Source organism: Limnobacter sp., assembly GCF_046297615.1.
In the GTDB taxonomy this organism is placed as follows: Bacteria; Pseudomonadota; Gammaproteobacteria; order Burkholderiales; family Burkholderiaceae_B; genus Limnobacter.
In genome coordinates this window covers 251,730-271,787 of the sequence record NZ_JBKBHM010000006.1, presented here as the reverse complement: position 1 = coordinate 271,787, position 20,058 = coordinate 251,730, and the positions used below count along the sequence as shown (strand labels likewise).

The 20,058-nt window shown below is 56.2% G+C and carries 15 protein-coding genes and 1 pseudogene; 13 read left to right on the top strand and 3 right to left on the bottom strand.

What is annotated here, in order from left to right:
• Nucleotides 1-2,726, bottom strand: a pseudogene (locus tag ACK4FF_RS13290) (hypothetical protein); the annotation flags it as partial.
• Between the two features lie 285 nt (nt 2,727-3,011).
• The gene (locus ACK4FF_RS13285; RefSeq protein WP_409710205.1) at nt 3,012-3,668 is read right to left on the bottom strand and encodes a glutathione S-transferase family protein; all 657 of its coding nucleotides are present in this window, start codon (nt 3,666-3,668) and stop codon (nt 3,012-3,014) included.
• A gap of 187 nt (nt 3,669-3,855) precedes the next feature.
• On the opposite strand from ACK4FF_RS13285, the gene ACK4FF_RS13280 reads away from it, so the two are divergent.
• The 3 genes from ACK4FF_RS13280 to ACK4FF_RS13270 all read left to right on the top strand — a co-directional run bounded on the left by ACK4FF_RS13280 (nt 3,856) and on the right by ACK4FF_RS13270 (nt 7,045).
• The gene (locus ACK4FF_RS13280; protein WP_409710187.1) at nt 3,856-5,070 is read left to right on the top strand and encodes a polyhydroxyalkanoate depolymerase; all 1,215 of its coding nucleotides are present in this window, start codon (nt 3,856-3,858) and stop codon (nt 5,068-5,070) included.
• A 132-nt stretch (nt 5,071-5,202) separates the two neighbouring features.
• Nucleotides 5,203-6,285: an acyltransferase family protein gene (locus ACK4FF_RS13275; RefSeq protein WP_409710184.1), complete on the top strand. Its 1,083-nt coding sequence runs from the start codon at nt 5,203-5,205 to the stop codon at nt 6,283-6,285.
• Entirely contained in the window at nt 6,257-7,045 is a 789-nt protein-coding gene (locus tag ACK4FF_RS13270; protein WP_409710181.1) for a WecB/TagA/CpsF family glycosyltransferase, read from the top strand. Before ACK4FF_RS13275 ends, ACK4FF_RS13270 begins: the two co-directional genes overlap by 29 nt.
• Before the next feature lie 25 nt (nt 7,046-7,070).
• Here ACK4FF_RS13270 and ACK4FF_RS13265 read toward each other — a convergent pair whose 3' ends face one another.
• A complete protein-coding gene (locus ACK4FF_RS13265; protein WP_409710178.1) occupies nt 7,071-7,589 on the bottom strand; it encodes a serine O-acetyltransferase in 519 nt (172 codons plus the stop codon).
• A 164-nt stretch (nt 7,590-7,753) separates the two neighbouring features.
• Here ACK4FF_RS13265 and ACK4FF_RS13260 point away from each other — a divergent pair, with 164 nt between their 5' ends.
• Genes ACK4FF_RS13260 through ACK4FF_RS13215 form a run of 10 tightly spaced genes read left to right on the top strand, consistent with a single transcriptional unit; the run spans nt 7,754 to nt 20,040 of the window.
• Nucleotides 7,754-9,013 carry an outer membrane beta-barrel protein gene (locus ACK4FF_RS13260; RefSeq protein WP_409710175.1) on the top strand — a complete coding sequence of 420 codons (1,260 nt, stop codon included), beginning with the start codon at nt 7,754-7,756 and terminating at the stop codon, nt 9,011-9,013.
• Complete coding sequence (locus tag ACK4FF_RS13255; protein ID WP_409710172.1) at nt 9,003-9,887, top strand: hypothetical protein; 885 nt, start codon at nt 9,003-9,005, stop codon at nt 9,885-9,887. Before ACK4FF_RS13260 ends, ACK4FF_RS13255 begins: the two co-directional genes overlap by 11 nt.
• Nucleotides 9,888-9,905: 18 nt before the next feature.
• Nucleotides 9,906-10,727 (top strand): polysaccharide export protein EpsE, encoded by an 822-nt coding sequence (epsE, locus tag ACK4FF_RS13250; RefSeq protein ID WP_409710169.1) that lies wholly within the window; start codon nt 9,906-9,908, stop codon nt 10,725-10,727.
• Between the two features lie 51 nt (nt 10,728-10,778).
• Nucleotides 10,779-12,194: a GNVR domain-containing protein gene (locus tag ACK4FF_RS13245; protein WP_409710166.1), complete on the top strand. Its 1,416-nt coding sequence runs from the start codon at nt 10,779-10,781 to the stop codon at nt 12,192-12,194.
• An 18-nt stretch (nt 12,195-12,212) separates the two neighbouring features.
• Nucleotides 12,213-13,076 (top strand): polysaccharide biosynthesis tyrosine autokinase, encoded by an 864-nt coding sequence (locus tag ACK4FF_RS13240; protein ID WP_409710163.1) that lies wholly within the window; start codon nt 12,213-12,215, stop codon nt 13,074-13,076.
• Between the two features lie 4 nt (nt 13,077-13,080).
• On the top strand, nt 13,081-14,694 hold the full coding sequence (locus tag ACK4FF_RS13235) for an exosortase C-terminal domain/associated protein EpsI (RefSeq protein ID WP_409710160.1): 1,614 nt from the start codon (nt 13,081-13,083) through the stop codon (nt 14,692-14,694).
• Nucleotide 14,695: 1 nt separating this feature from the next.
• Entirely contained in the window at nt 14,696-16,066 is a 1,371-nt protein-coding gene (locus tag ACK4FF_RS13230) for an O-antigen ligase family protein (RefSeq protein ID WP_409710157.1), read from the top strand.
• Nucleotides 16,063-17,556, top strand: a complete 1,494-nt coding sequence (locus ACK4FF_RS13225; protein WP_409710154.1) for a lipopolysaccharide biosynthesis protein — start codon at nt 16,063-16,065, stop codon at nt 17,554-17,556. Before ACK4FF_RS13230 ends, ACK4FF_RS13225 begins: the two co-directional genes overlap by 4 nt.
• A gap of 22 nt (nt 17,557-17,578) precedes the next feature.
• Complete coding sequence (locus tag ACK4FF_RS13220; protein ID WP_409710151.1) at nt 17,579-18,808, top strand: glycosyltransferase; 1,230 nt, start codon at nt 17,579-17,581, stop codon at nt 18,806-18,808.
• Nucleotides 18,805-20,040: a glycosyltransferase family 2 protein gene (locus tag ACK4FF_RS13215; RefSeq protein ID WP_409710148.1), complete on the top strand. Its 1,236-nt coding sequence runs from the start codon at nt 18,805-18,807 to the stop codon at nt 20,038-20,040. Before ACK4FF_RS13220 ends, ACK4FF_RS13215 begins: the two co-directional genes overlap by 4 nt.
• Nucleotides 20,041-20,058: the final 18 nt, after the last annotated feature.

Genomic DNA, 20,058 nt, shown 5'->3' with positions numbered 1-20,058 from the left:
TTGCCGGTGACGGTGGCCTCCAGCAGGTCCAATTCGCCATTGACTCGGGTGATCTCCGCTTCCAGCTCCCGCTGTTTGTCTGCGGCGTCCTTGACCGATTTGGCCAGTTCGGCCTTCAGTGTGGTGATCTCGTTGTCCTTGGTCTGAACCGTAGCTTTGAGGCTGTCCACTTCGCCCGTGAGCTTGGCAATCTCGGCTTCCAGTTCCCGTTGTTTGTCCGAGGCGTCTTTGATCGCTTGGGCCAGTTGCGCTTTCAAGCTGGCAATCTCGTTGTCCTTGGCGGTGCCCGAGGCTTCCAGGGCGGCGATCTGCGCCTCCAACTCCAGTTGCTTGTCCGCTGCGTCTTTGACCGCTTTGTCAAACTTGGCCTGCAAGCCAGCCAGTTGGGCTTTGAGGGCGGTGATTTCGTTGTCTTTGCCGGTGACGGTGGCCTCCAGCAGGTCCAATTCGCCATTGACTCGGGTGATCTCCGCTTCCAGCTCCCGCTGTTTGTCCGAGGCGTCCTTGACCGATTTGGCCAGTTCGGCCTTCAGTGCGGTGATCTCGTTGTCCTTGGTCTGAACCGTGACTTTGAGGCTGTCCACTTCGCCAGTCAGGCGGGTGATCTCTTCATTGAGCAATTTCTGCTGGGCGGCAGCCTCGCTCTTGGCCTTGTCAAGGCTGTCAGTCAGCGACTTAATTTCAGTGTCTTTGGCCTGACCAGATGCCTTGAGCGTAGCTATCTCAGCAGACAACTTGGATTGCTGTTCCAATGCGGCTTTGGCAGCTGCATCTGCTTTTGCTTGAAGGTCGCCCAACTTGGCATTCAAAGCGGCTATCTCGGTGTCCTTGGATGTGCCACTGGCTTTGAGGCTTGCGATATCACTTTTAAGATTCTCAACTTCCAGAGCCAACGCTTTTTGTTGAGCCGTGGCGTCTAGCTTGGTAGCAGCCAACTCGATCTGCAAGTTTGAAACCAAAGTGTCCTTCAGGCCCAAATCGGTTTTCAAACCCGAAATCTGAGTTTCGAATTGCTTGATCAACGCTTCAAAAGTAGCCTTCTGCTGAGCAGAGACTGCTTTTTCTGCGCTCAGCAAACCTTGCAAGCTGGCCACAGTATTTTGAAGTTGTGCAATCTGGGCCAACAGCGCATCTTGATTCGGCTCAGTCTCCAACACATCAGACACCTGAATGGTCAAGGGCTGAAGAGAACTTGCACCCTTTGGGTCAGTCGCAATCACGGACACTTGATAAATGCGCCCCAACTCAGTTTCAAAATTGGGGGATTTCTTAAACGTCAGTGCGCCGGTAGACGCATCTACATTGAAGTAATCTGCATCTGGACCCGCGATTGAATAGGACACCGTGTCGCCGATGTCCGAATCCACGGCCAGGAACACGCCCACAAAATTCAGGTTCTCTTCGACAACCAAAGACTTCGCGCCAGCCGCCACCGGAGCCTTATTGCTAACCACAGCAACCTGCTGAGCAGCAATATCCCCAATAGAAGTCGCCACATCAATGTCTTTTACCTGGGACTGGGCAGACTTAACCGCGGCAGCCTTAGCGGTATCAAGGTCAACGTCTTTGATGATGTCTGCCAAATTGGTATTCGACTTGGTCAGGGTAATTGCATCCTCAATCACCTGAGCAAGCGTATTCTCGTTCAATACAGACGCCAGGGACTGACCATCCGAGAAACTGCCGGGTTCAGCAGCAAGCATTTGCAGCACAACTTTTTGCGACAATGAATCAGCAACCGCGCCATCAACCATTTCACGCGTCTTGGCATCGCCATCAGCCAACGCTGAGGCCACAGAATTGACGAGCGCAACGACTTGAGCGGCCACTTTGTTCAAGGCCAACGCTTTGTCACGGATTTCCTGAGTCTTGCCGTTCAGCTCGGCATCAATCGAATCAAAAGTGAGCAAGTTGACGTCTGGCATGCCCAAGACTGCCGCCAGTTTGGCTGCAGCCTGCTCAATCCCAAGCCCGTCTTGAGCATGCGACAACGCAACAACCAATGAGGTGATGGGGGTAACGTTCAAGTTAATCGAGTTAGTCCCATTGACCACCAAAGGAGCAGTCAGAACCGCCGTGTTCGGGGCACCATCGGTTCCATCTGGGTTGATGTTCACGCCGCCCACAACACGAACAACACCAGTGGCTTTGGAATCAACGATCAGTTCGTATTTGCCAGCTTTGTCTGTGTAGGTGAAAGCCTCACCTTGATCGTGGATTCCATCACGGTCTTCGTCCAAAAAAACCTTGCCATCTCGAATGTATCCGTCGATGACAACACCATTGATCGATTTGGTTGTCGGCCCGGCCGCAGCAGCTGAAGAACCTCCTCCACCACCGCCCGCCGCAGCGGCGGCTGCACCCAAGCCCAAGGCACCCCACACGGCACTGAACCCTGAAGGCGCCACCGCGCCAACTATTCCATTCACTTCCTGCCCGGAACTGGCTGGCAAGGCATCCGAAGATACTTTAACCTCGGCCAGTTCGGCCACCTGAGTGGGCAAAGACTTGTCATGCCCATTGGCGCGACTCAGATCGGCACCTTTTGTGGCTGCTGAGTCGTCAAGTTCATCCATCAACTTCTTTTTGCTAACGTTTTTGGCCTTGGATTCAGCGCCCACCTTACGTTGCGCAACAGCCTCCAGCACATCCTGTGGCGACATATGAGCCACCTTGGACTTTTCAGCTTTGAACAAAGAAACCAATTTGCGGGAAACTTGAGACATCGAAAACTCCGAACAGCACAATTAGAGAGCGGTGAAAACACTGCGCAGGAAAAAAAAGCAATAAATTCGATAACTTAAAGACGTAGAAACCTAGCCACACATCAGCTAGGTTTTACTGACAGAGTGTAAGAATTGGTTTCAGACGAGAATGTAAAATAATGAAAAATTCAGGTGCACTGTGGCTGTGCTTGGTTTGGATATTGGTGGGAAAAGTGACAAAAGTCACACCCCTGTCTGGCACGCAGAACTGAGCCTAAAAAGAGGTGGACAAGGCCACCTCATGCATCAAAACTCTGCATCCAACTCATCAATCTCATCGGGCTCGGCCTTGGCGTCCTGCACCCATTGAAGCATCCAGGGCAAATCCAGCATGCGCTGGCAATAGCGGTTCAACAAATCGGGCAATTCGACATCGTAGGTTCGAAACCGTGTCACCACCGGGGCAAACATCGCATCAGCCATGCAAGGGCTTGCACCAAACAGGAATGGGCCGCCATAGCGGGTCAAGCAATCCTCCCAAATGTCGCAAATGCGCTGAATGTCTTCCCTCGCTTTGGACCATACCTTGTAGCCGGGAAAGTAAGCCTTGATATTGACCGGCAGCGCATTGCGCAGCGTGGTAAACCCGGAATGCATTTCCCCGCAGACCGAGCGGCAATGCGCACGTGCAATCGCGTCGGCAGGCAATAAACCACGCTCGGGCATCAGTTCATGCAGGTACTCGCCAATCGCCAATGTGTCCCACACATCCACCGCACCATGGGTCAAGCGTGGCACTCGGATTGAAGACGACATCAGCAGAATGTCCGCGCGCATGGTTGGGTCGTCGGGTGGGATGACTTTTTCCTCAAACTCAAGCCCAGACATCTTGACCATCAACCAACCGCGCAAGGACCATGCGCCATAGTTTTTGCTGCTCAGAGTCAACTGCGCTTTACCCATCATCATTTCCTCCTTGGCCATGCCTCACGCTGGTGCGCTGCATTGATGTTTGAACCTGAAGCAGCAATTTGCATACCCATCACCAACCACTTAATGGATGCACTTCGCTTGTGCACATTCCAGCCAATCGGCTGGCTTGCTCCTTGCTTAACTTCAAACCATAGCCATAGCCCGACAGAGGGATGTCATGCTGTACACCGCCTATTCTGCATTCGCCAACACCCTGGCTCCCTGGCAAGCTTTGGCGAGCAGCATGGCTGGGCCAATCCTCAATAAACAGGTTGAACACCCCTGGTTGCGACATTTCGGTGCAACACTGGAAACTTGGTCACACCTGCAACTGAGCCATCGCCGCCCTGCCTACGGGGTGCATTCGGTCAACATCGGTGGCGAAGAGGTGCCTGTACAGGAAGAGGTCAGCCTGTCCCGTCCATTTGGCGACCTGCTACATTTCAAGAAGGCCCAACCGGACCCATCGTCCCCCAAAGTCTTGTTGGTTGCCCCGCTGTCGGGGCATTTCGCAACCCTGTTGCGGGACACAGTCAAAACCTTGTTACAAGACCACGACGTCTACATCACTGACTGGAAGAACGCGCGCGACATTCCGGTGACCGAGGGTGAGTTTGGGCTGGACGATTACATCGAATACATGATCGACTTCATCGCATGGATGGGACCGGGTGTGCATGTGGTCGCGGTGTGCCAGCCCTGCGTTGCTGCTTTGGCCAGCGTGTCCATCATGGCTGAAGACGACCACATCGCCCAACCCAGAAGCCTGACCTTGATGGCTGGCCCAGTGGATTGCAGGATCAACCCCACCGAGGTGAACAAACTGGCCACCACCCGGCCAATCAGTTGGTTTGAACAAAACCTCATCAGCCATGTGCCCTGGAACTACAGCGGCGCAACCCGGCGGGTGTACCCAGGCTTTCTGCAGTTGCTGGCCTTCATGAGCATGAACCCGGAACGCCACAAAGAGCAATTCATCAGCCTGAGAGACCACCTCGCAGAGGGCCGGATGAATGAAGCCGCCACCATTGAACAGTTCTATCTGGAATACTTCGCCGTCAACGACCTTCCGGCGGACTTCTACCTTCAAACTGTGTCCAAGGTGTTTCAAACCTACGATCTGCCAAAAGGAGAACTGCGTTACCGCGACAGAACGGTGAACCCTGCCGCCATACGCCGCACCGCCCTCATGACGGTTGAAGGCGAGCGGGATGATGTGTGTGCTGTCGGCCAGACCGTGGCCGCTCAGGACCTGTGCACCAGCATACGGCCTGCATTTCGTGACCACCTCGTGCAAACAGGGGTTGGGCATTACGGCGTCTTCAGCGGACGCAAATGGAACCAGCAGATTTATCCGCGCGTACGCCAACTCATTTACAGCCGAGCAGCTTAAACGCCCCCTCCCTCTACCGTGCTCATCACCAACAGCAGAAGGAACCAAGAAGTTCTCACCCTGGGTTAACGACTGCTAGCCTCGACGGGGTAGTAAACACCCGCGACGCTGTTTCATGTCGCTGAACGCACGATGAGCCCTTCCCATCAGCCTAGCGCCGACTGGCCAGCGCTTCATGGCGCACGCGCCCTGAGCATAGTGGCTGTGCTCGCCTGTCACCTGCTTCCGCTGGGCCCCAAAACCTGGGTTGACCTGAACATCACCGTCGGGCAATTCGGCATGTCCATTTTCTTTGGGCTTTCTGCATTCCTGATTGCCCACAAATTAACCACCGAACCCTCCATCACCGCGTTCTTGGTCAACCGGTTCTTCAGGATTTTCCCGCTCTTGTGGCTGGTGCTTGGTATCGACTTCGCCTACAGAACATGGGTTTCTCTTGACTTGGGCTTGCCTGCCAGCACCATGCTTCTTCACGCCAGCACCCTCATCAACAACTGGCCTAACCAGTTGTTGAAGGAAACCGGGCACCTGTGGAGCGTGTGCGTTGAAGTGCACTTTTACCTCATTGCCGCGCTGGCCTTCGGCCTGGCAGCGCGCAAAGGCCTCATCGGCCTTATATTTACGGGCCTTGCGTTGGCAATCTATCGTGCCAGCACTGGCGATCTGTTCAACACCACCACCCTCTACAGGCTTGATGAACTGCTGATCCCGTTGGCCGTGGTGCCCCTTCTATCGCGCGCCCAAGGTTCACAGCAACCCTCAGCAGCATGGCGACTGCTGCTGAACCCCACACTCACCCTGCCCGCCTTGGCCGTGTGTTGCCTGGCCCCACCACACCCGGTGCTGTTTCCTTTGCGCCCAGTGCTGGCCACCTTGCTGATCGCAGGCCTGCTCAACAACACCAAGTCTGCAATCACCCGGCTGCTCTCATCCCGAGCGCTGCGCTGGTTGTCCGAACACGCTTACGCGCTTTACCTCATTCACCCATTTTTGGTGGTGACCTGGCTGGGTACCGGCGACACCAAACTCATCATCTACATGAAGCGACCGCTGCTGATTGCAGTTCTTTTGCTTCTGGCTTACCTGTCGACCCGCTACTACGAACGGGCATTCATCGACCTGGGCAAACGCCTGATTGGCCGACACCCCAAGCAACCGCTTTCACCCCATTCAAGGAACCCCTCTCATGAACATTCCGAAACACGTGCTGTTTGACGTGGCGTTTTCGGCGGTCACCCAAAGGCAGGCCGTCCACCACATTGTGTCATGGCTGAAAGCGCCGGCCGACGTTCCCCACTTGGTCGTCACGCCCAACGTCCATTTTGCAGTCATGCAACGCAAGAACCCCGATTTTCGAAGGCTACTCAATTCTGCAAGCCTATGCGTAGTCGACGGTCGGCCCATCCTTTGGGCCTCGCGCTGGCTGGGGGTCCCCTTGCCTGAAGTGGTCACAGGCAGCGACTTGGTACCCGCCATTTTGGCAGCCTGTGCCAACAAGCCTGACAACGCACCCCTGAAGGTGTTCCTGCTGGGTGCAGCACCGGGTGTTGCCGCCAAGGCCGCAGAGCGGATCGAACAACAATACCCAGGCGTGGAAGTGTCAGGGCATTACAGCCCCCCCTTCGGCTTCGAGTTAAACGAGGCTGAATGCACTGACATTTGCCGCAGAGTGCGAGACAGCGGCGCAGAGCTGCTGGTGTTGGGCTTGGGCGCCCCCAAACAGGAATTCTGGGCACAGCGCCACCTGCTGGCCACCGGCGTCAAGGTGGCTGTGTGCGCAGGTGCAACCATCGACTTCATGGCTGGCGTCAAACCCCGCGCGCCCCAATGGATGCAACAGGCTGGCCTGGAGTGGCTGTTCCGGGTCTTCAGCGAACCAAGACGACTCGCCAAACGCTACATCAATGACGGCTTGGCCCTGCCGCGCCTGCTGTGGGCCGAGTACTGGAAGTTGCGACGCATACGCCAGCAATAAGGCCATCACCCATGGGCCAGCTGACTCAACTCAAGTTTGATTGTCGAATAATTCTGGCGGGGTTACCCACAACCGTGGCGCCCGCCGGAACATCTTTCACCACCACGGCCATGGCGCCAATTACAGCCTGATCGCCCACACTCACTGGCCCGATGACTTGGGCATAAGCACCAAGATCAACCCCGCTGCCCAGCACAGGCGCGCCCGATCCATCTCCCTTGTCGCCAATCGTGACGCCCTGGCGCAAAGTACACCCCTCACCCAGAACCGCGAGGGGATGCACAAAAACGCCCCCGAAATGCCAAATGCGTAAACCACCGCCGATTTGTGCCTGCTTGGGCAAACCTATCCCAGTGACAGTTTCGACACACCGGTGCAAAGCCCAGTACACCATCAACAGGAATCGTTTAGCCACACCGGGATCGCGAGCATCGACCCGACGCCCGAAGCGATACACCCAAATTGCCCATATCGACTGCTCACGCAGAAACGCCCGGTAACTGCCACCCACACGCGCCAGATCAGCCAGCCACGCTTTGTCCATATCCAGCCCCTAAAAAGGGGCAAGGGTAGACAACCCTGCACCCAAATACCCACATGCGGTTAACTCCAAAATGCAGAACGGAACCCCTTCTTTGGCGGGAGACTAACCACCACTAACCTAGAGTGTTAGTTGACATTCTCTGCCCCTTCCAGGGCACCCATCCCATGCAAACAAACGGCACCCTGCCCCTGCGGCAAGCCTTGCCCGATCAGGCTTGCCTACGCTCGGCTGTTGCAGCGTCAGCTCTTGCCCTTGGGCTGGGCCCCTCTCTGGGGCACACCGCCCTGGCTGACCGTGGACATGGGTTTGCACCCGCGGCATCGGCGTCAATCACCTGGGATTCCAACCTGTTGAACCGACCCGATACAGGGCCTGGCCCCCGCCCACAATCAGACATGGTTACCCGCTTGCAAGCAGGCGCGGATTTTGACCTGTTAATGGGCCCCCACCAGCTCACAGGTCAGGTGTCTGCCATTCAAAACCGCCACGACAACTTTCGCGAAAGAAACACCGATGGCTACATCGCGCAGATCAAATGGGCCGTACCTTTGTCTGAAACACTCAAAAGCGAAGTTGAACTAGGACAGTTGTCCGATCAAGCCCCCATTCAGACGGGGCAATCCACTGCAGTCAAACGGGACAGGGACAACCAGGGCATTGCACTGAATTGGGTATTCCACCCGGAGTATGCGCTGGGCTTTTTGCACCAACAAAGCCAAACCCGTTTTGCTGGCGTGAACGGCACGCAAGACCCGGCCTTGGCGGGCTTGAACCGGGATGACACACTGAATGCAGTCAGCTTCGCCTATCAGCCGTCCACAGGCAGCCAATTGGGTATTGCCTTCAAACACTCCGAAGGTGACTTCCCAATCCGCCAGGTGATTGCCCCCGGCGTCAGCGTCTCCAACAACTTCCGGCAAGACGAAACAGAACTCTTCCTGCGCTGGAATGCCAGCGACCTGAACACGGTGGGTGCGGCTGTGTCCAACGTTGAGCGCCGGCATGATGAATTTACAGGGCGCAATTACAGCGGCATCAATTACCGGCTGGAGTGGCAGTACCGTCCCGCATCGCAACTGCAATTCAATGTTTCCACTGCACGGCAAATCATTGGCATTTCCGACGTCACCAACTCTGACGCACTGGCCAGACAGTTCAGCCTCGAAGCAGCCTGGGCTCTGAGCGCCGCCACCACGCTGAGGCTCTCTCACCGACCGCAACGGCTTGAATTCAACGGCACCGACGGCTTGGGCCTTACCGCCCGGAACGATCGCCTCACCGACAACAGCCTGAGCCTTGACTGGCGGGTCTCCACCCGCCTGTTGCTCACCGCCCTGCTGCGCCAACGCGAGCGTGAATCCAGCTTGCCCAACTCCGATTACTCCGCCGACTCATTCAGCCTATTTTTGAAGTATGCCTACTGAACCCATCATCTCCCAAAACCGCCATTGGACTTACTCACTCATTGGCCTTGCCCTGTCAGGTGCGCTGGCGGCGTGTGGCCAAGGCAAAGAACCCAACACTGCAAGCAATCAACCCAGTCAGGTACTTGCGCGGGTTCAAGGGCAGGAGATCACTGAATCCCAGTTCAATTTCGAAATACAGCGCATGGGCCCTTTGGCAAGCGCAGACGCATCGTTTCGTTCCAGAACACTGGAACAACTGGTGGCCAGAAGTGTGCTGGCCAAGGCAGCTACTGAACAAGGCATTGAACGAGACGCCAACTTCATTTTGGCAATCGACGCCTACCGACAGCAGTTGTTGGCTGAAAGCTATTTGGGCAAAAAGCCAGATTTGCTTCAAAACACCGTCGGCCCATCCGAGCTTAGCGCCCATTACGAAGCAAACCCCCAACTGTATTCGAAACGACGCTTGTTCGACCTTCGCTTGCTTCACTGTCCCGTGGCCCCCTTGCCTGAACCGCTGAAGGTGGACCTGGACAAAGTCAACAACTGGACAGCGTTGCAAAGCGCCGTCGACAAAGCAGGCCTGAAGTGCGTGACAGGAACCCCAATCGCTGATGCGAACGCGTTGCCTGCCCATGCACAAACAAAGATGGAACAAGTGAAAGCCGGGGATGTACTTACAGTGCAGACCGGCCAGCAGACCACCCTACTTTACGTGGCTCAAGTGATGAACGCACCGATGACCCTTCAGGAGGCGGAACCCCTGATTCGCACAGCTTTATCGCAAGAGAAAACCCGTAAATCAGTCGAGGCCGAGGTGCAACGTCTGAGCAAAACATCTCCACCCGAATACCTGGCGAAGTTTTACGCCAAACCCACTGATTCAAACTGAGCGATTTTTGAGGACACCATGTTGAAACAAGGCCTGATATCCGTCCTGCTGTGGACACTGACACTGGGACATGCGCATGCCGCAGACACCCTTCAGGACTACCGCTTGGGTGGTGGCGATTTGATCCACCTGACTGTCTTCCAAAACCCGGATTTCACGGGAGACCGCCGAGTGTCTGAGAGCGGCGATATCACCGTTCCCTTGGTTGGTGCTGTTCGTGTCGGCAACCTGACAGTTCAAGAGGCTGAAGAAAAAGTTGCGGAAAAACTCAGTGAAGGCAAATTCGTGGTCAAGCCCCAGGTCTCGATAGTGCCCATTCAAATGAAAAGCGCTCAAATCTCAGTGATGGGCTTGGTCGGCAAACCAGGACGCTATCAATTGGATGCGCGTTTCACTCGCCTGACAGACGCCATCAGTATGGCCGGCGGCGTGGTGCAAACAGCTCCAACTGTTGGCCTCAACGGGGGGGACCGCGTCATTCTCAAGGGGACTCGAGACGGTCAGCCTTTTACCAAAGTGGTCGACCTCTCGGATATTTTTGTTCGAGGGCTGGATGAACTGGATTTACCCGTGACAGGTGGTGACACGCTGTACGTGGCCCGGGCACCACAATACTACGTGTATGGGGAAGTTCAACGGCCAGGCGTGTACAAAATCGAAAGGGACATGACCGTAAGGCAAGCCCTCGCCCAAGCCGGAGGGCTGACGCCCCGCGGATCGCAGAATGGCGCCCGAATCTTCCGCAAAGCCAACAACGGTGTTGAATCCGAACTGCAACCCGGCCTGGACGAACCCCTTCAGGACAACGACACCCTCTACTTCAAACAGAGCGTGTTCTGACACCAAACCACCCTGCCCCATCACCGTTGAATTCTTGAATCGGGACGCCTTATGACTCTGAACCAACTCATGCTGATTGTGCGGGCACGCCTGCACTTGGTACTACTGACCCTATTGACTGTGGTGGTGATGGCGATGCTGACAGCCTCGCTGATGCCCAAGTCATACCTAGCTCAGTCCAAGCTGATTGTCGATATGCGATCAGCCGACTCTGTACTGGGCAGCACCGGGGTTCCTTTGACCTCACCCTCCTACATGAACACACAGGGTGAATTGGTGTCCTCGTCGCGAGTCATCCACCAAGCCATCGAGCAACTGAAACTGGAAGACAACGACGACCTGAAGGCGTTGTGGGCGGATTCAGGCGAAACAGAACAAACGTTCAAGACCTGGTTGACCAATTTCATCCGGGCGCACCTACAGGTGATACCGGGCAAAGAAAGCAACACAGTGGCCATCCAAGTGTCAACCGATTCCCCCGAGTTCTCCGCTGTGCTGGCCAATGGGCTTGCTCGCGCCTACATCAAAACGGCGATTGAACTGAATGTCGAACCGGCCCGCGAATACGCACAAATCTTTGACCGTCAATTGCGGGAAGCAAGGGATGACCTGATTCATGCCCAATCCCGCCTGTCCGAATTCCAGCGTGAGCGCGGCTTGGTGGTGGTCAGTGACGAAAGGATGGATGTTGAGAGCTCCCGTTTGAACGAGCTGTCCAGCGCACTCACGCAGTTTCAGGCACAGCGTGCCGACCAGGCTAGCCGTGCGGCCAGCTCGGGCGACGAGGCCCTGCTTCAAGATCCGTCGAACGTGATGGTGCTAAACAGCCTGCGCACCCAACTGAAGCAGAAGGAATCTCAACTTGCTGAAGCCAGCGCACGCATCGGAGAAAATCACCCGGAATACAACCGCCTCAAGGCGGAGGTGGTGGCCCTACAGGCCGCGGTGAAGGAAGAAGCAACCCGAAGCAATGCCTCGCTGAACGCAAGCACACGCGCTTCGTACGGACGCGAAGCAACCATTCGTAAAGCGGTTGAGGAACAACGAAACAAAATCCTTAAGCTGAAAGAAAACCGCGATGCCGCCATGGCCTTGCAACGGGATGTGGATGTCGCCCAAAAGCAGTTTGAGTTGGTGTCCACACGAACCAGCATGTCTGAAATTTCAAGCCGCCAAACCACGGCCCATGCCCATTTGGTCAGCGAAGCAATTCCTCCGGCACACCCCAGCTCACCACGGTGGACCTTGGTGGCCCTGGGTTCACTGGTGTTCGGATTGGTGTTGGGCTTGACTGTGGCCTGCGTCACCGAGCTGCTTGATCGACGCGTACGAAGCACTGATGACTTAGCTTTGACCGAGCTACCCCTCCTGGGCTTGGTCAGCGCATTGCCACCGCCAGCCCTGTCTGCCAATGGACTGGGCTTCGGTCAAATCAATCCCTTAAACCGCGTACGTCAGGTTCAGTAACGCTCAACGGAGATATTCATGGAACACCTGCACACCCACCACGGTGACATCAAAAGATCCATTGGCGCGATTCTGATCAGCGAAGGCCGATTGACGCCTGAAGCCGCTGAACGCATAGTCCGCAAGCAACACGAACGAGACGCACTCTTTGGAGAGGTCGGCATCGAGCTGGGGCTCATTACCCGCCAAGACGTTGAATTCGCCATCGCACGACAATACGACTACTCGGTACTAACACCAGGACAAAGCCCAATTTCCACGCAAGTGGTCGCCGCTTACGAACCTCACGGTTTTCAGGCGGAAGGTTTACGTGCTTTACGCACCCAACTGCTTTGGCGCTGGCTGGAAACCCAGCCCATATCGAAAACACTGGCCATTGTCAGTGCCTCCAGCGGCGAAGGACGAAGCCACCTTGCTGCGAATCTCGCTGTGGTCTTTTCTCAGTTGGGACACAGAACAGTGTTGGTTGATGCGGATCTGCGCAAACCTGGCCTTCACGACCTCTTCGGTTTTTCAAACCGCAGCGGGTTATCCACCATTCTGCAAGGGCGCACAGAGTCTGAATTGATCAAACCCGTGGATCAATTGAGTAATCTGCATTTACTCCCTTCTGGCCCCACACCACCCAACCCCCAAGAGCTTTTGTCCAGTGAGCGGTTTGCAAAGTTACTGAGCGACTTGGGGCAACAGTTCGACATGGTCATACTGGACACCCCGGCCAGCAGTGAATATGCCGACGCATCGGCAGTGTCCGCCAGGGCTGGTGCGGCGTTGGCTGTGGCCAGAAAAGGCCACACCTCGGTTGCTGAGTTGAAGTCCGTGAAAGAATCGTTCCAGCGTCTGGGAGCCAACTTGCTTGGTTCCGTCCTGGTGGAGTTCTGAACTCGTGGCGCCCAACCCACATCGGGCCAAACTGCCTTTGTGGACACAGCTCAGCGTGTTGGGTCTGGTGGTCTGGTTCACACCCACCATTGTCAACTTGGCTCGAGGGCCTTGGGGGGACCCTCGCAACGCCCACGGGCCTTTGATCTTTCTGCTGGCCCTAGGCCTGCTTGGCCAAGGATTGAAGCGGGAATGGTCTTCAATCACTGACGGTGTTTCATTCAATACAACCACTGCTGGCCGATCAGGGTTCATCGCACTGCTAACCCTCGGGGTGTGCATGTTTGCCATCGGACGATCACAAACCATGCCGGCCCTGGAACTGGGCGCTTTGTCACCGATTCTGGCCGCCTGGTTACTGACGACACATGGATGGGTGGTACTCAGGCGCCAATGGTTTGCTCTCGTGCTGATTATCCTCTCGGCCCCGCTACCCGCTGTATTGGTGGACAGCGTGACACAACCCATGAAACTGGGCGCATCTGTCGCGGCAGACCATCTGCTCCATGCCCTCAATTACCCAGTGGCCCGTGAAGGGGTCACCTTGACCGTAGGCCCATATCGCTTGCTGGTGGCCGATGCCTGTGCGGGCCTGAAATCACTCTTTGTTCTTGAAACACTGGGGTTGATCTACGTGCGGTTGATGGCACACCCAAGCCACTGGCGCAACATTATTCTGATGCTGGCCTGTGCTCCACTGGCCTTCATTGCCAACACCCTGCGCATCGTGTTGCTGGCCTTGCTGACGTACCACGGTGGCGATGAGCTGGCCCAAGGATGGCTGCACAGCTTCTCAGGCCTGTTCTTGTTCATGGTTGCACTCGGTGGGCTGTTTGCGCTGGACACGGCGCTGGGTCAGTTTAAGGCCCTGAACAAGAAAAAGTCGGGTGCCGCAAGCGTCAAGCACGCTCCAATCCGTTGGCCCCATATGGCACCAACCCCTGCAGTTCTGCTGCTGGCTGCCGCGTTAACGGGCGCCATGTTGGCGCGTTCAATGGCACCGACTGACCTTCACACCACGGCGAACTTTTCACTGACCACGCTCTTTCCCGATTCGATTGGAGAATGGACACAGGTTCAAGCACCACTGGTTCAAATGAGCTTGAGTAATGGCCCATCAACCGACAGCCCCTACGACCAACAATGGACAGGCACCTATCGCAACCCGCAAGGCAAAACTTTGATGGTAGCCCTGGCCTACGTTGAACGCCAGACCCAAGACATCAAAGTCCACAAACCGGAAACCTGTTACACGGCTCAAGGCCTGAGCGTTGCTTCACTGCCAGAACAAAGTTTTAACCTGCCCAGTATTTGGCAAACACCCGTCAACGTGCCTTTACGGCGTTTTGAGGCGACAAACCCTAACCGGCACGAGATTGTGAGTTATTGGATGAAGACAGGACGACAGTACCTGCACGATGGGTTGGATATGCGAAAGGCAATCTTCTTGAGTGGTTTGAAAGGCCACCGTGTCGAAGGCGTGTTGGTGCGAGTGTCCAACCTTGACTGGGGTGAACCCGACGCCGCAGTGGCCCTGCAACTGCATCAATCTTTCCTCAAAGCCTGGCTGGAATCGCTAGAGCCCGAGCAACGCCGCCACCTGATTGTTGAGTCCTGACATGCACGCTCACAGCCCAAGAAGTTTCCCCACAGCCCTGCTGATCGTTGCGATGGGCCTTGCGGGCTGCCTGATTGGAATATACGCCACATTATTCTCCAGCCAACCACTGCTGCTGGTGGGGCCACCGTTATTGATCCCCCTTCTGGTGATGCTGTGGATCAGGCCCGTCTGGCTGTTTATGGGTTTGCTACTCTTCAGATGCGCACTGGATCCTGCTCTGGAATCAGCACGTTTCAGCAACAGCGTGGGCATGGGTGCCGCCTTGAACGTGTTGATCGTTGCCTGCGCCTTGGTTTGGTTGATTCAATCCACTGGTCGACTTGCGGGGCCAATTGTGCGCCTTTGGGCAGCACCTCTGGCCGTCATGACCCTCGGGGTATTTTTGGCGCCGGACACAACCCCGGCCCTGAAGAAACTCATGGCCTTCGTCAGTTACGGAGCGGTGTTCGCGATGGGCTACTGGTGCTTTCTCGAAAAGCGCTTGAGCACCTTGCTGAAAGTGTTGGTGTGCTCCGCAATCATACCGGTGCTTGCCGGGTTGCTGCAGATGCTTACGGGAAGCCTCGGGACAGAGGGCAGGATGTCGGGTACGTTCACACACCCGAATATTTTTGCGTTCTATTGCCTGCTGATTCTGATTGTGATCACGGCACGCCCATGGTTGTCGGTTGACCCATCAACACAACAGTCAGGTCAAGATGGATGGCGCAAAGTGGAATTGTGGGGCTTGGTGCCTGCGCTAGTGCTTTGCGTGTTGATGACCCAAACCCGCTCGGCATGGTTGGCCTTGGTGTTGGCGGCATTGATCTATGGGCTTACGGTATCCCGCTGGGTTCTGAGCGGTCTGGCAGTTGCCGTGCTGATTGCAGCGTTCACGCCTGCAGTTCAGGACCGGGTGATGGACCTCTTCTCGGGCAACGAAGTAGTCCAATACGCCAAACTGAACTCATTTGCTTGGCGTCAATACATCTGGGAGAGTGGATTGAACTGGATGAGCCCGGCCCGGCAATGGCTTGGGTACGGCCTTGGCGGGTTCATGTTCTACTCACCCGACTTTTTCCCCTTGTCCGGGGGGCGACAGTTTGGTGCGCACAATGTGTTTGTAGAACGCTACTTTGACGGGGGGGTATTGGCCGTTGCCGTCTTCGGCCTGTTTGTTGGAGCTCAACTTTTGGCCGCTTGCCGGCTGTGGCAGCACGCACCGCGCTTGGGTATGGTGTACCTGGCCTTGCTGTTGTCTTATCTCACACTAAACACCTCCGACAACGTGGTGGACTACCTGGCCTACAACTGGTACTTCTGGGCCTTGGCCGGTGCATTCTATGCGCTGGCCCAGCAGGCCAAGGCCGATCTGGTCCGGCCACAATGAACTCTCGGCAGTCTTTGAAGGGCGCTTACCTTCTGGTCGGCGCCAAGGGCCTGGCGGCCTCCATCGGCTTGATCAGCACCTTGGTGCTGGCACGCCTACTGCACCCGGAAGATTACGGATTGGTCGTTTTGGTCGATGCGGTGGTCACACTGTTGGCCGCAATGACCGAATTGCAGATGGCCTCGGTACTGACGCATCTACCGAAAGTCACGGATGCACACCTTTGTACAGCCTGGACGTTAAATGCCCTGCGGGCCACAGCTCTGGCGGCTCTGGTGTGGGCCAGCGCCCCACTGCTCGCGTGGTTTTACGGCAAACCGGAACTGGAATCCATCGCTTGGGCCATGAGCCTGTCGGTGTTCCTGGGCAGCCTGCAAAGCCCCCGAATGGCCATGTTGGCTCGGGAACTCAATTTCAAAAGCGAATTCATCCTGACCTTAAGCCAAAAACTGGTGGGCTTTGCCGTCACTTTGGTTGCAGCGCTGTATTGGCGCAACTACTGGGCCTTGGTCGCAGGTACAGTGGCCACACAGGCCTGTGCGTTAGTGATGTCGTATTGGTGCGCGCCATTTCGACCGCGCATCACTCTGGTCAAACTGAAAGACCTCTGGGGCTACTCCATGTGGTTAACGGCATCCATGTTCGTCAAAACTCTGAACGCCCGAATGGATCAGTTCACCGTGGGCAAACTGTTCAGCACCCACACCACTGGTGTGTATTCTCTGGCGGGACGCTTGTCTTCGGTCTTGTTCACCGAAACCTTGGCTGCTGCGCTGAAAGTCATCTCGCCAAGCTTGGTGCCTCTCCAAAACCAGCGAACGGCCTTGGCCAAAGCCTACTTGAATAGCCTTGCCTTGGTCTGCTGCCTTTTTTTGCCCATGGCCACCATAGCCAGTGCGCTTTCCGAGCCGGTAATTGCCATCGCCCTTGGCCCGAAATGGAACGATGTCACCGATGTATTTCGTGTGCTGGTGATGGTGGCCTGCCTTGAATCGTTGGGCACGGTGGGCTTGTCGGTGGTGCTGGCCACCCTGAACACGCGCTTGGCTTTCCATCGCGACCTGCTTTCACTGTGCGCAAGGCTGTTGAGCATGTCCGCCGGGTACGCCCTGGGCGGGTTCACTGGCCTATTGTGGGGGCGTGCCGCCTGTGCATTGGTTGACTGCCTGCTCTATTTCCGAATTGCCGGACAGGTCACAGGCTTGTCACTGAGCCAACAAACCTTGTCCACCTGGCGAACGCTGACCGCCTGCGTGTTGACTTACGCAACGGTTGCTGGAGGACAGTTGAGCCCTTTAGCCGTTCCCCCAGGTGGCGCCATGTCCTCGGTGCTGGGTTTAGTGGCGTGGGGCGTTGCAGGGCTGATTCTTCATGGCGCGGTCCAATGGCTGATCTGGGTTTTCGCTGGGCGCCCGGATGGCCCCGAGCGCGCAATTGCCCATTACCTGCGGGCATTGATCAATCGTTCCTCGTCAGGCCAATCGGCCTGATCCTACTGGAGTATTCACGGCAATGACGAGACCTAAAATCGCCTATTTGGTGAACCAATATCCAAAAGTCAGCCATACCTTCATCCGCCGGGAAATTCTGGCCCTTGAACAAAAGGGCTTTGAGGTCTTTCGCTTGTCGGTTCGCGGTTGGGATAATCCGCTGGCCGACCCAGTTGACCATGCCGAACGGCTCAAGACGCACTACCTACTTCAGCGTGGCGTGTTGAAGCTGATACGCAGCGCTGTGGCTGTGGCTTGGCAGACACCGGGACGATTTCTTGAAGCACTGGCAACCGCACTTCACTTGGGCCGCCGGGCAGACAGGCCCTTGCTGATCCACTTGGTGTACTTGATGGAGGCCTGCCTTGCTTTGGAATGGCTTAGAAGCGCAAAGGTACAACACGTGCATGCACACTTTGGTGCAAACTCCACCGAGGTGGCCACACTGATCCATGCACTGGGTGGCCCGGGTTACAGCTTTACGGTGCATGGCCCCGAAGAGTTCGACAAACCCGAGTTCATTCACCTGGGCGACAAAATCGCTCAAAGCCGCTTTGTCGTGGCGATCACGTCGTTCTGCAAGAGCCAGTTGTATCGCTGGATTCCTCATGAGCAATGGCAGAAGGTCCAAGTAGTTCATTGTGGTATCGAGCCTCAATTTCACCGTCCACCACTTGCCGAACCTGAGCATCCGGCCCGGCTGGTCTGTGTAGGCAGACTGTGCGAACAAAAAGGCCAACTGTTGTTGCTTCAAGCGTGCAGCGTGCTGAAGTCGCGCGGTGTGAAGTTTGAACTGGTGCTGGCTGGCGACGGGGAAATGCGCGACATCATTGAGCGGACCATCACGTCGGAGAACCTGCAGGATTCAGTACGAATTACGGGCTGGATCAGCAGTGAGCAAGTGCGCGACGAGTTGCTGAAAGCTCGCGCACTGGTACTACCCAGTTTTGCCGAAGGCCTCCCGATTGTGCTGATGGAGGCCATGGCTTTGAAACGGCCGGTGATCAGTACTTTGGTGGCGGGCATTCCGGAATTGGTGGAACACGGGGTGCATGGCTTTCTGGCCCCCGCCGGTGACACCCTGAAACTGGCCGACCTGATTGAGATCTGCCTGTCCATGCCGGAAGAAGATTGGAGGGTGATGGGGCAACGGGCACAAGACCGCGTGCTGAAACGTCACAGCTTGGCGACCGAAACCGACAAACTCGCTGCCCTCTTCCAAAGTGCCACTCATTCACAGGAGCGAACATGAGCGTTTTTCTGCTGAGCGCGCTGGCGCTGGGGAGCCTGTTGGTGGGGATCCCCGTAATGTGGTTTACAGCCCAAGTACTGGCGGGGCTTAAGCCAACCAACAAGGACCGTCGTCTTGCCATAGGGACTCAGCCCCCTAACGTGGCTGTCCTTATTCCCGCACACAACGAATCCTTCCACCTGATTCCAACCCTGGACAGCTTGAAACCGCTGCAAGGTGACACTTGCCGCATTCTGGTGGTTGCGGACAATTGCACTGACGATACCGCAGAGCAGGCACGGGCCCAGGGCGTTGAAGTGATTGAACGGACAGACGCCACCAAGCGGGGAAAAGGGTATGCACTGGACTTTGGTTTGGCCCAACTGACGCGCAGCGGTGCACCGGACGTGGTGATTGTTCTTGATGCAGACTGCATTCCTGAACCTGGTGCTATCAGCAGGCTGGCCCGCCACGCTGTGCTGACGGGCAGGCCAGTTCAGTCCCTTTACCTGATGGACGATGCGCCTGATGGCCTGAACGGGCAGATTGCACAATTTGCCTGGCGTGTTAAAAACTGGACGCGACCCCGTGGCTTGAAACGGATGGGGCTGGGTTGTCAGCTGACGGGCACCGGGATGGCATTTCCTTGGGCCTGCATCGAAAAGGTCAGTTTCGCGACCGGGCATTTGGTCGAAGACATGCAACTTGGGCTTGCCTTGACCGAGGCAGGCCATGCGCCGGTGTTTGACGAACATGCGAGAGTTTTCAGCCAATTTGCCCCAACTCCCCAGGCTCAGGATAGCCAACGCACCCGCTGGGAACATGGCCACCTCTCCTTGATACTCAACACGGGTTTACCTGTCGCACTGCGTGGGCTGAAAACCGGTCAGCGCCAACTATTGGCGTTAGGGCTGGATGTATGCATTCCCCCTCTGGCCTTGCTGGTTCTGGCCGCGTCCGGACTGGTCTTGATCAGCAGTGTGCTAATACCATGTATCGACGTGTCGGCGTTTTTGAAGGGACAAGCGCCCAAAACTCATTACTTGTTGCTGCTGGTGAATTGGGCTTGGCTCGGCCTGCTCACCCTGTCGGTGGTCATGGCGTGGCGCAGCGTAGGGCGAGAGGTATTGCAGGCCAGAGCGCTGTGGAGCGTCCCTAGGTATGTGTTGAACAAGGTACCGATGTATCTTCGATACCTAACTAAAAAACAATCTGAATGGGTGCGTTCATCCCGGGATTCGAAGGAGTCGTGAGCGCGTGACCCAGCGGGC